An 11,823-nucleotide genomic window follows, 5' to 3' on the forward strand; every position below is an offset into this window, starting at 1 on the left:
TGTGTGTGTGTGTGTGTGTGTGTGTGTGTGTGTGTGTTACACAATTATTTGGATTGACCAAATAAAAAGGCATAAAAAAACAGGCAGAAGAAAAATTCTTTTGCGCTGCGAAGGTTGCCTTATGGTGTAAACTACTCATCACTTAACGTTTTATTTTGTTGGCCGCAAAGTTAAATGTTTTTAGCGAAATGGCGAAATATTTTCGAAAAGAATTTCCTTTCGCGCGTTGCAAGATATAAAGAAAAAACCATTTTCTTTTGCTATTCCAGTGGTTTGCATTATCTTTGCAATTCAAACAAAAAGCAACAAAATGAATCTTAAAATCAGACTTTCTGTGATGAATTTCTTAGAGTTCGCCGTGTGGGGAGCTTATCTCACTTGCATGGGAATTTATTTGGGAAACATCGGCATGGGTGCACATATTGGGACATTTTTCGCCATGCAAGGCATCGTATCTATCTTTATGCCGGCGATTATGGGCATTGTTGCCGACCGCTGGATACCGGCACAACGCCTTTTGGGCTATTGTCATTTGGTGGCCGGATTATTGATGTTTGCCACAGCATGGTATGGCCATCAAGCGGGCGGTGCCGTGCAGTTTGCTCCCTTGTTCACACTCTATTCGCTCAGTGTTGCTTTCTATATGCCTACGTTAGCTTTGAGTAATTCTACGGCTTATTCAGCATTAATCCAAGCGGGACAAGATACCGTGAAGGATTTTCCGGCTATTCGCGTGTTTGGAACCATCGGGTTTATCTGCACGATGTGGTTTGTAGACATCATGGGTTATAAAAGCAATGAGTTGCAGTTTGTAGTGAGTGGTGTGCTCAGCATCATGCTCTTTCTTTACACCTTTACGTTGCCCCATTGTGCAACCAATGCCTCAACGCAGCACACCAACTTTGTAGAAGCATTTGGATTAAGGGCTTTTACGCTGTTCAGACAAAAGAAGATGGCTATCTTTTTCATCTTTTCAATGTTGTTGGGTGTGAGTCTTCAAATCACCAACAGTTTTGCAACTCCTTTTATTGAGAGTTTTAAAAGTATACCGGAATATGCCAATACCTTTGGCGTGAAATATCCCGTTATCCTGTATTCGATTTCACAAATCAGCGAAACGTTGTGCATTTTGATGATTCCTTTCTTTATGAAATGTTATGGCATCAAGAATGTAATGCTCATTGCCATGTTTGCTTGGGTGTTGCGTTTCGGTCTCTTAGGCGTTGGAAATCCTGGTAATGGAGTGTGGTTGTTTGTTGCTTCGATGATTATTTACGGGGTGGCATTCGACTTTTTCAATATCTCGGGTTCCTTGTTTGTGGATAAATCTACCGACCCAGGGCTACGTTCCAGTGCACAAGGACTGTTTATGTTGATGACCAATGGTATTGGTGCTACGGTGGGTTCGTTTGCGGCTCAGGCTGTAGTCAATGCACATACCGTGGGGAATGTGACCGAATGGTCGTCGTGCTGGTATATTTTTGCGGGTTATGCGTTGTTGGTAGGAGTTAGTTTTGCGCTGATGTTCCAGCCTACAAATCAAGCAAAAGCTTCATGAATCGAGTTAAGTTGCGTTTCCATGCGATTTCACAAATCGTTGGTTCGATTGGTGTTGGCATCATCGTTTTGACCGATGAGGCGAAAGAACGACAGATTTCTGTGGTTTGTGACGCTGAGATGACCGATGCGTTGTGCAAGCGTTTGCAGACGAGAGATGGTGAAGACGTGCATCTTGCAGGGGCACTGAGCAGTTTGTTGAAACAGAATGAAACGCAGGTAGAGGTGTTAATCTACGGTATTCAAGATGGGCAATATTGTGCGATGTTGTTGGATACCGACTCGTTGGTATCGGTGAAACTCAAAGTTTGCGATGCCATTCTTTTTGCATTGTCGGGTCATTGGCCAATTTATATTGATGAGCAGCTCATGCGAACACAGGCGGCTTCTTTCGATGCCGCGCAGGAAGATCGTGTGGCTATGCCTATCAACGTGCTCAATACAGATATGCTAAAGGAGGCTTTGGCGCGGAGTATAGCGCAGGAGGATTATAAGATGGCTGAATATTTGAACGCAGAATTGAAGCGGAGGGAAGGAAAATCATGAAAGAAGCAAGATTTTTTTATGCGCCCAATGCCGAGGATAACGACCGCTTACCGCCCGAAGAAGCCGCACATGCCTTGCGCGTTTTACGTTTGAAGGCAGATGATGAAATATTTTTAATGGATGGGAAGGGGCGTTTCTTTCGAGCAGAGGTGACGCTCACCTCGCGGCAAGATTGCTGCTATCGCATCACAGAAGAATTGCCACAACAAAAGACTTGGAATGGATATATTCATTTGGCTATTGCGCCAACCAAGCATATTGACCGCATAGAATGGATGGTAGAAAAAGCTACTGAGATAGGTTTCGACGAGCTAACCTTTCTGCAAACGGCTTTCACCGAGCGGAAGAATATTCGTGTTGACCGTATAGAAAAGATTGTGGTTGCTGCCGCAAAACAAAGTAGGAAAGCGTGGTTACCCGTCGTGAATGATTGCATGAGCATGACGGAATTTTTAAATGTGCCACATCGTGGCGCGAAGTTTATTGCCCATTGCTACGATGATTTTGAGAAAGTTGATTTGATGGCAGCGCTGCAACGGGATAGCAATGTGAACGAAGCTGTGGTTTTAGTGGGACCAGAGGGCGATTTTTCGCATGAGGAAGTGGCGCAAGCGTTGACGAAAGGTTTTCAGAGTGTGTCGTTGGGCAATAGTCGGTTGCGCACAGAGACCGCAGGACTCATGGCCGTAACGATGGCACAATTAACATACAGACGATGAAAAAGATAGGCATAGCACTTTGCTTTTGCTGTGTAATGGCGCTGTTTGCCGCCTGCACAGACAATAGTTATTTAAACGCAGTGCCGCGTGAAAGCACGGCATTGTTGTCCATTGACCCTGTGAAGATGAGTGGCTTGAATCATGTTTCTGTACTTAGGACGCTGTTGCAGGCCACTAACATCAGTAAGAGCGGCATTGATGTGAGCCATAAGATTATGCTTTTTGAAGCACCTGATGGCAACTTGGGTGTTTGTGCAAAGGTACAGGATGAGGACGAATTAACACAGACTTTTGCGCAGTTGGCCACAAAGAATGTTTGCCCAGCACCCATCAAACGGCGGGGCTTTCATTTCACGGTGTTGAAAGATGCGTGGGTTGTTGGGTGGAACAACACCGCGATGTTGGTGATGGGACCTGTAACCGTTGAGGCGCAAAGCAGTCTGCAACAGCAAATCGCACAATATCTGAAGCAAGACGAAGCGGCAGGGATTACCCAAAGCAGACTGTATGAAAAATTGGATTCGCTTGAGGGTTCGATGACTTTAGTTGCACAAGCCACGGCCTTGCCCCAACAGTTTTTGGCGCCACTCACCTTGGGTATGCCCAAAAAAGCCGATGGAAGTGAAGTGATTATTGCGGCAGAGATGGAGAAGGAACAGCAGGTGATGCACATCAAAGGTGAAGTGTTCTCTTTGAATGCCACGGTCAACCAGTCGTTGAAGCAGGCTTATCAGTTGTATCGTCCCATCACAGACCGCTATCTATCGGCGACACCTCGTGATGCCATGTTGAGTATGTTTTTGAACGTGGATGGGCAAAAGTTCCTGCCTGTGATGCAGAACAATGCGGGCTTTCAAGCCTTGTTGACGGGCATTAACACGGCCATTGACATGGATAATATCCTGCGGAGTGTGGATGGAGATTTGGCTTTGGTCACACCTTATTATGACGAGCACCGACTATCAATGCGGATGATGGCGCAATTAAAGCATAAGAACTGGGTGAAAGACGTAGGCTATTGGAAAAAAAGTTGCCCTGCCGGTGGGCGAATTGTGGATTGGAAACCTGATGCATGGTATTATGCGAGTAAGGAAACCACACTTTATTTTGGGGTGACGCCCCAACTACAATTCTTTAGTGGCAGCACAGCCGAGGAGGCTTCACAAGCGTTTGCGCCAGCCAAGCAGCAACTATCGGCAACCGAAAAGAATTTGATTAAAGGACAGAAATTAGCGTTGGTCATCAATATGAATGCATTGCAGGGTGGGAAAACGGGTGCTGTGACGGCCATGCTCCAACCCATTTTTGGCGACGTTCACACGCTGATTTACACATTGAAATAATGAATATTGACAGGATAACATTTCAATCGGTGGTTCCACAGGTGTTTGAAAGCCAAAAGGAAGCACTGCATTCTGAGGTTTGGAATCGCGAACTTACCTTTGAAAAGGGAAAGCTCTACCTCATAGAGGCTGCATCAGGGCGCGGAAAAAGCACCTTTTGCAGCTATGTTTTGGGCTATCGGCACGATTATAGTGGGCAAGTTTTGTTTAACGATGTGCCGACTTCCACGTTTAAAGTGCGCGACTGGGTGGAGGCACGTCGCCTGCACATCAGTCATCTTTTTCAGGAGTTGCGCCTTTTTCCGGAGCTCACAGCATTCGAAAACATCGTGATAAAAAACAAGCTCACGAATTTTAAATCGCAAGAGCAGATAGCGACGTGGTTTGAACAGTTGGGCATAGCCGACAAAATGCACGAGCGAATAGGGCGCATGTCGTTTGGACAACAGCAACGTGTAGCGCTCATTCGTGCACTTGTGCAACCCTTCGACTTCCTGCTTGTAGACGAGCCTATCAGCCATCTTGACGACAAGAATGCCGCAGTGATGGCCGAAATGATGATGAAAGAAGCGCGCGAACAGGGCGCAGGCGTATTGGTAACGAGTATAGGTAAGCACATGGATTTGCCATACGAAAGGGTTGTGAAGCTATGAATTTGGTTTGGAAATTATTGCGTCAGCACCTCAGCATTCCGCAGATGGCGGGCTTTTTCTTCGCCAATCTCTTTGGCATGATCATCGTTTTGCTGAGTGTTCAGTTCTATCAAGATGTGATTCCGGTGTTCACAGCCGAGGATAGTTTCATGCGAAGCGACTTCTTGATTGTGAATAAAAAGATAGGAACGGCCAGCACGATTAGTGGCAGTTCAAACACTTTTAATCAGACCGAAGTAGACGATTTGGCGCAGCAGCCCTTCGTTTCGCGTATGGGTAAGTTCACGAATGCCAATTACAAAGCCGACGTGAGCATGCGTGTGAATGGGGTGTCGGTGCTCAACAATGGCGAGATTAGCTTCGAAAGCATTCCCGATTCGTTCGTCGATACGCCGTTGCGCAATTGGAATTATCAGCCGGGTGAGAAGACGATTCCCATTATTCTGCCTCGCATTTATCTCACGATGTATAATTTTGGTTTTGCGCAGACCCACGCTTTGCCAAAGCTTAGCGATGGATTGGTGGGCATGATTGATTTCCATATCTTTGTGCACGGGAAGCATCGGGAGGCGCAGTTCAAGGGGAAAGTGATTGGTTTTTCCAATCGTTTGAGCTCGATTTTAGTGCCACAGGCTTTCATGGATTGGAGCAATGACACCTTTGCACCCGGCGAAACACATGCGCCCACGCGTTTAATTGTGCAGGTGAACAACCCCAGTGACCCACAATTCACAAAATATTTGGATCAGAAAGGCTATGAGATAGAAAACGACAAACTCAATACCGAGAAGACAACCTATTTCCTACGGTTGTTGGTTACGATGGTTGTTGGCGTAGGATTGGTGATTTCGGTCTTGAGTTTCTACATTTTGATGCTCAGCATCTATCTGTTGGTTCAAAAGAATACGCACAAATTAGAAAACCTATTGCTCATTGGTTATCGACCCGCGCAAGTGGCTTTGCCTTATCAAATGCTGACCATAGGGCTAAACTTGCTGATTTATGGGTTGGCGCTCCTCGCCATCTTCTTTGCCCGAAGCTATTATATGGATTTGATAGAGACGCTCTTCCCCAACATCGAAGACGGTAATATGCTCCCCGCCATTGCTGTCGGAGCCTTGCTCTTTGTGTTGGTGAGCCTGAGCAATTATGCGATTATCGCGCGAAAAATAGTGCATATTTGGAAGCGAAAGGATGCATAATGCTGGGTAAAGTGGATGGTATTTCATAGAGAAAGGCTACACAATTAGCAATGCCACATGGAGTAGCGAAACGACGACAGGTATTGAAACCTATGATCTTCATAAAGACGCAAGGCGTGTACATGTCGTGTTAGTACATGTTGCTGAACATATTGTGATAACACCAGACATGCTACGTCGGATAGTCATCGAGAATAAGCAAAGTCATACTCCTGTTTATATCACAGCCGGGACATACGAAACGGCTGCTTTATATAATCAAATGGCGAAGACAAATCCAAAACTTAAGAAGGTGGCTACGGGACTTTACCAGTTGGTTCTTGATGAGCGCTGACAGTAGGAGAGAAAGTCATATTCCCATTCATCAACTGTTCCGAATGCTTACGCTTCAGCGATGTGCAATAATGTTATAGTCGAAAACAAGGCTTCGACGATGCACTGCAAACGTGTATAGTCGCAAAAGAGGCTTCGCCGATGCACTGCAAGCGATGTATAGTCGTAAACAAGGCTTCGACGGTGCACTGCAAGCGATGTATAGTCGAAAACAAGGCTTCGACGATGCACTGCAAGCGATGTATAGTCGCAAAAAAGGCTTCGACGATGCACTGCAAGCGATGTATAGTCGAAAACAAGGCTTCGACGATGCACTGCAAGCGATGTATAGTCGCAAAAGAGGCTTCGACGATGCACTGCAAGCGATGTATAGTCGAAAACAAGGCTTCGACGGTGCACTGCAAGCAATGTATAGTCGAAAACAAGGCTTCGACGATGCACTGTAAGTGATGTATAGTCGCAAAAGAGGCTTCGACGATGCACTGCAAGCCGTGTATAGTCGCAAAAGAGGCTTCGACGGCGATATAAATCCTAATTGGGTGGCAAGCCAAGCAGGGTTACTTTCTTCTGCCGAAGTTGAAGCCCACATAGACATTGACATTGCCGAAGATGTTGTTGGTAGAGAACGTTTTTTCGTGGTAGTTATAGGCGTGGAAGATGGCACTGGCACCGGCAAACCAGCGCGAAGTGTTGTAGACAAGTCCCATGCGGGCGATGCCGTCGATGGTGAATTGGTTGAAGTTGAAGTTGTCGAATTGGCTGTTGGGGGTTTGCGCTGTTTTGCTGATGGTGTGCAGATAGGCGAGCGAAGCGGACAGCGACACATTCAACAGAAAGTTTTTTGCAAAGACCCAGTTGTAGGCATAGCCTCCCGAGACGGAGAAGTTATCATATTTCACATGCGTTTTTGACCAGCCTGCCGAGTCGCTTCCCAACACCTCCTTGAGCACGGTTTTCCCCATTCGTTGTGCGATGATGTCTTGCAGGGTCACCCAATCCATGTTGAGTTTTTGGTGCATATAGCCAATGCCCAAGATGGGGGAGCCCGTGCTTTGCAGTTGTCTGGTGCTTTGGCTGTAGGCCGCCGGATAGGAAAAGCGTTTGTGGTTGGTGATGTAATAGAGGTTGAAGCCGCGAATGTTGGCTTCGAGTCCGTCGTAGTTTAGGCCATGCAAGGGTGCGAAATCAATGTTGGAGGCCGTGGCAGCCGTGAAGCGTTGGATGTGATAATCGTCACCCGTTGTGCGATAGAAAAGGTCGATGCCCAACTGGTTGCTATATAAACTTAGGTCGAATTCTTTGCGTTTGTTGTCGCCTTTGAGATGGGTGACGTCGATGGTGTAGCCGAGAAAAATCCACCGCCACCCAAAGTAAGGTCCCACACGCCAACCCATGCGTGGAGAGAGTTGCACGGTTTGGTGTAGGCGATTGGAAATGCGATACATCTCATAGGTGTTGGTGTTTTGCAGCATCAGGGCATAGTTATAGCGTTGGGGTTCGATATAGGCTGTGTCGATTTGCGAGAAACGTTTCACAACCGTGTAGAGTTTGTTCCACAGGTTTTGATGCGTGGCAAGCGAGTCTCCCGCCCAACTCTCGAGCGAAAGTAGCAGAAGAACGATGGAAAAGAGGAGCTTGCGTTGACCCATCAGAACTTTCCTAAGATGCGATCCATCACCCAATTCACGGGCGTGGCACTCACCGACGTGCAGGTGCATACGCCAAAGCCTTGCAAATCGTGGATGACGGCTTTGATGATGGGCAGTTGCACAAACGAAGGATTGGGCACTTCAATTTCCGTGGCGCCCTCGCTTGTGATGAGCTTGATGGGGTCGTAGTTATAGACCGAGAACGACAATGAACCTTTGTCGCCAATGATTTCAATGCAATCTTCTTTGGCACTCTGATGGCCAACGAAACACCAGGAGGCGCTTCCAGGCAATCCGTTCTCAAACAAGAAGCAGGCACTGATGGTGTCTTCGGCTTGATAGAGGTGTGCACGATTGGCGCAATAGCCGTGGGCACGTGTGATGACGCCAAAGAGATGTTGCAGGATGTCTAATTGATGGGGAGCCAAATCATAGAAATAACCGCCGCCGGCGATGTCGGGTTGCAAGCGCCATGGCAACTGTTTAGCGCACGACGCATCTAAGTCGCGTGGTGGAACCGAGAAGCGAATTTGCACATTGATGACTTCGCCAATGAGCTGTTGCGAAAGAATGTCTTTCACCTTTTGGAAATAAGGCAGATAGCGCCGGTAATAAGCCACGAAACATGGCACGCCTGTTTGCTCGCTGATGCGGTTGATGCGGGCACAATCTTCATAGCTCGCCGCTAACGGTTTCTCCACATAGACGGGCTTCCCCGCCTTCATGGCCATGATGGCAAAGGTGGCATGGCTCGAAGGTGGTGTGGCAATGTAGATGGCATTGACCTCGGGGTCGTCGATGAGTTCTTGCGCATCGGTATACCATTTCCTGATGTGATGCCGTTCAGCGTAAGAGCGTGCCTTTTCTTCGCTGCGACTCATCACAGCCTCTACATGCGAACCTTCAACCTCGTTGAAAGCCGGTCCCGATTTTTTCTCGGTCACTTCGCCGCAACCTATGAATCCCCAACTAATTAGTTTCATACGGATATATGCCAAATTTGGAATGCAAAGATAATATTTTTGTTGTATCTTTGCAAACAAAAATAATTTCAAGCATGGAGATAAAGAAGTCGGCATTTGTGGTCTCTGCCCCAACAGTGAGCAAATGTCCTAACGACGACAAGATAGAATATGCCTTCATTGGGCGTTCAAATGTGGGGAAATCGAGTCTCATCAATATGCTCTGCAACCATAAAGGATTGGCCAAGACGTCGGCCACGCCGGGGAAAACCCTTCTGATTAATCATTTCATCATCAACGACGAATGGTATTTGGTGGATTTGCCGGGCTATGGATATGCCAAGCGTTCGAAAACCGTGCAGCAGAAGTTGGAGCAAATGATTTCGGGCTATATTTTGCAACGCAAACAGTTAGTGAATGTTTTTGTGCTGATTGATGTGCGCCACGACCCTCAGAAAATCGACCGCGAATTTATCGATTGGTTGGGCGAGAGCGGTGTGCCTTTTGCCATTATCTTCACCAAAGCCGACAAATTGGGACCAGGGAAGGCCAAAATGAATGCCCAGCAGTGGATGAACGCGTTGAAGGATCGATGGGAAACGCTGCCACCTTATTTTATCACCTCGTCGGAGAAGAAACTTGGGCGCGACGCGGTGCTCGACTATATCGACACCATTAACCACACACTCTGATGGCACAAATTCCTTATTTAGACGTGCAAAATCTGTCGAAGCGTTTTGGTGCGCAGGTTTTGTTTGAAAACATCTCGTTCTCTATTGCTGAGGGACAGCGCGTGGGGCTCATTGCACAGAATGGCACCGGAAAATCAACTTTGCTCGCCATGCTCACCGGACGCGAAGGCAAGGATGGTGGCGAAATGGTTTATCGCAATGGTTTGCGCGTGGGGTTTTTGGAGCAGTCGCCCCAATTCGAGCCTACCGAGAGCGTGCTGGATGCTTGTTTCAACCACGAAGGCAATCCCGACAAGATTTTGAAAGCCAAACAGGTGTTGACACAATTACACATCACCAATCTGCAACAGCCTATGGGCGAGCTTAGCGGTGGACAGCAAAAGCGCGTGGCTTTGGCCAATGTGCTCATCACCGAGCCCGATTTAATCATCCTCGACGAGCCCACCAACCATCTTGATCTTGACATGATTGAGTGGTTGGAAGGCTATTTAAACCGCGGCAACAAGACACTGTTGATGGTGACCCACGACAGGTTTTTCTTGGATCGCGTGTGCAACATCATCCTCGAGCTCGACAATCATACGCTCTACACCTATCGTGGCAATTATGCTTACTATTTGGAGAAGCGGCAGGCGCGCATCGACAATGCACGGGCCGAGTTGGCGCGTGCCAATAATCTTTATCGTAAAGAATTAGAATGGATGCGCCGCATGCCACAAGCGCGTGGCCACAAGGCGCGCTATCGCGAAGAGGCCTTCTATGATTTAGAGGCCAAAGCCAAGCAGCGCATTGAGGAACGGCAGTTGCGACTCAAGGCCAGCAACGTTTACATTGGTTCGAAAATTTTTGAATGCCAATATGTCAGCAAGGCTTTCGCGCCCGATAAAATCATTCTCAAAGATTTCTATTACAACTTTGCGCGTTTCGAAAAAATGGGTATTGTGGGCAACAATGGCACCGGCAAATCAACGTTCATCAAGATGTTGCTGGGGCTTGTGCCACCCGATAGCGGCCGTTTCGACATTGGCGAAACGGTGAGGTTTGGCTATTTCTCGCAAGACGGATTGCAATTTGATGTGCAGCAAAAGGTGATTGATGTCATCACCGACATCGCCGAAGAGATTGACTTGGGTGGCGGGCGACGGATGACAGCCAGCCAGTTTTTGCAATATTTTCTCTTCACCCCCGAGCAACAACACAATTTTGTCTACAAGCTCAGCGGCGGCGAGCGGCGCAAACTCTATCTTTGCACCATTCTGATGCGCAATCCCAACTTCTTGGTGTTGGACGAGCCTACCAACGACCTCGATATTCAAACGCTGCAGGTGTTGGAAGAATATTTGCAAGATTTTCCGGGTTGCGTCATCATCGTGAGCCACGATCGCTATTTCATGAATAAGGTGGTCGACCATTTGTTGGTGTTCAAAGGGCAGGGCAAGGTGCAAGATTTTCCGGGCAACTATGAGCAGTATCATGAGTGGTTGGCGCTGCAAAGCAAGACCGACGTGCCTGCTGCGGAGGCCAATAAAGGCGCAAAGCCCAAAAACGATTATCACAACGACACGCGCAAACGCCTTTCGTTTAATGAAAAACGAGAGTTTGAGCAGTTGGAAAAAGAGATTGAAGCGCTCGAAACCGAGCAGAAACAGCTTGAGGAAGCGCTTTGCTCGGGGCAGCTCAGCGTGGACGAGCTGACGGAGAAGAGCAAGCGTTTGCCTGTCATCAAGGAGTTGCTCGATGAGAAAGGCATGCGCTGGTTGGAGCTTGCCGAGCGTGCCTGATGTTTTTTTTAGCATCTGCTCATGTTGAGCAAACCTCAAAAAGTTTCATTTGCCATTTGCTCACGTTGAGCAAGTCTCAAAAAGTTTCATTTGCCATCTGCTCATGTTGAGCAAGTCTCAAAAAGTTTCGTTAGGCATTTGCTCACGTTGAGCAAGCCTCAAAAAGTTTCGTTAGGCATTTGCTCACGTTGAGCAAGCCTCAAAAAGTTTCGTTAGGCATTTGCTCACGTTGAGCAAGTCTCAAAAAATTATTTTGGCGTTTGCTCAGTTGTTAGCAAGCCTCAAAAAATTATTTTGGCGTTTGCTCAGTTGTTAGCAAGCCTCAAAAAAATATTTTGGCGTTTGCTCAGTTGTTAGCAAGGCTCAAAAAATTATTTTGGCGTTTG

General features: G+C 47.3%; 12 protein-coding genes. 10 read left to right on the plus strand and 2 right to left on the minus strand.

Annotated elements, in window-relative coordinates; genetic code table 11:
- Nucleotides 1-310: 310 nt before the first annotated feature.
- The 8 genes from HMPREF9431_RS00210 (at nt 311) to HMPREF9431_RS12635 (ending at nt 6,799) form a co-directional block, all read left to right on the plus strand.
- On the plus strand, nt 311-1,558 hold the full coding sequence (locus HMPREF9431_RS00210) for an MFS transporter (protein ID WP_040560577.1): 1,248 nt from the start codon (nt 311-313) through the stop codon (nt 1,556-1,558).
- Nucleotides 1,555-2,103 (plus strand): bifunctional nuclease domain-containing protein, encoded by a 549-nt coding sequence (locus HMPREF9431_RS00215; RefSeq protein WP_004379006.1) that lies wholly within the window; start codon nt 1,555-1,557, stop codon nt 2,101-2,103. Before HMPREF9431_RS00210 ends, HMPREF9431_RS00215 begins: the two co-directional genes overlap by 4 nt.
- Nucleotides 2,100-2,822, plus strand: a complete 723-nt coding sequence (locus tag HMPREF9431_RS00220; RefSeq protein WP_004379007.1) for a 16S rRNA (uracil(1498)-N(3))-methyltransferase — start codon at nt 2,100-2,102, stop codon at nt 2,820-2,822. The genes HMPREF9431_RS00215 and HMPREF9431_RS00220 overlap by 4 nt, the downstream gene beginning before the upstream one ends.
- Nucleotides 2,819-4,165, plus strand: coding sequence for a DUF4836 family protein (locus HMPREF9431_RS00225; RefSeq protein WP_004379009.1), 1,347 nt, complete (start codon nt 2,819-2,821; stop codon nt 4,163-4,165). The genes HMPREF9431_RS00220 and HMPREF9431_RS00225 overlap by 4 nt, the downstream gene beginning before the upstream one ends.
- Nucleotides 4,165-4,818 (plus strand): ATP-binding cassette domain-containing protein, encoded by a 654-nt coding sequence (locus HMPREF9431_RS00230; protein ID WP_004379011.1) that lies wholly within the window; start codon nt 4,165-4,167, stop codon nt 4,816-4,818. Before HMPREF9431_RS00225 ends, HMPREF9431_RS00230 begins: the two co-directional genes overlap by 1 nt.
- On the plus strand, nt 4,815-6,020 hold the full coding sequence (locus HMPREF9431_RS00235) for a hypothetical protein (protein ID WP_004379013.1): 1,206 nt from the start codon (nt 4,815-4,817) through the stop codon (nt 6,018-6,020). Before HMPREF9431_RS00230 ends, HMPREF9431_RS00235 begins: the two co-directional genes overlap by 4 nt.
- A gap of 169 nt (nt 6,021-6,189) precedes the next feature.
- Nucleotides 6,190-6,354 (plus strand): hypothetical protein, encoded by a 165-nt coding sequence (locus HMPREF9431_RS12630; protein ID WP_004379015.1) that lies wholly within the window; start codon nt 6,190-6,192, stop codon nt 6,352-6,354.
- A 112-nt stretch (nt 6,355-6,466) separates the two neighbouring features.
- Nucleotides 6,467-6,799 carry a hypothetical protein gene (locus tag HMPREF9431_RS12635; RefSeq protein ID WP_231287666.1) on the plus strand — a complete coding sequence of 111 codons (333 nt, stop codon included), beginning with the start codon at nt 6,467-6,469 and terminating at the stop codon, nt 6,797-6,799.
- Nucleotides 6,800-6,910: 111 nt separating this feature from the next.
- On the opposite strand, the gene HMPREF9431_RS00245 is transcribed toward HMPREF9431_RS12635, so the two are convergent.
- Nucleotides 6,911-8,002, minus strand: coding sequence for a DUF4421 domain-containing protein (locus HMPREF9431_RS00245; protein WP_004379018.1), 1,092 nt, complete (start codon nt 8,000-8,002; stop codon nt 6,911-6,913).
- The gene (locus HMPREF9431_RS00250; RefSeq protein ID WP_004379019.1) at nt 8,002-8,985 is read right to left on the minus strand and encodes a Gfo/Idh/MocA family protein; all 984 of its coding nucleotides are present in this window, start codon (nt 8,983-8,985) and stop codon (nt 8,002-8,004) included. The genes HMPREF9431_RS00245 and HMPREF9431_RS00250 overlap by 1 nt, the downstream gene beginning before the upstream one ends.
- Nucleotides 8,986-9,059: 74 nt before the next feature.
- On the opposite strand from HMPREF9431_RS00250, the gene yihA reads away from it, so the two are divergent.
- Nucleotides 9,060-9,656: a ribosome biogenesis GTP-binding protein YihA/YsxC gene (gene yihA / locus HMPREF9431_RS00255; protein ID WP_004379020.1), complete on the plus strand. Its 597-nt coding sequence runs from the start codon at nt 9,060-9,062 to the stop codon at nt 9,654-9,656.
- Nucleotides 9,656-11,437: an ABC-F family ATP-binding cassette domain-containing protein gene (locus tag HMPREF9431_RS00260; protein ID WP_004379021.1), complete on the plus strand. Its 1,782-nt coding sequence runs from the start codon at nt 9,656-9,658 to the stop codon at nt 11,435-11,437. Before yihA ends, HMPREF9431_RS00260 begins: the two co-directional genes overlap by 1 nt.
- Nucleotides 11,438-11,823 lie beyond the last annotated feature (386 nt).

The organism is Segatella oulorum F0390 (genome assembly GCF_000224615.1).
Classification (GTDB): Bacteria; Bacteroidota; Bacteroidia; order Bacteroidales; family Bacteroidaceae; genus Prevotella; species Prevotella oulorum.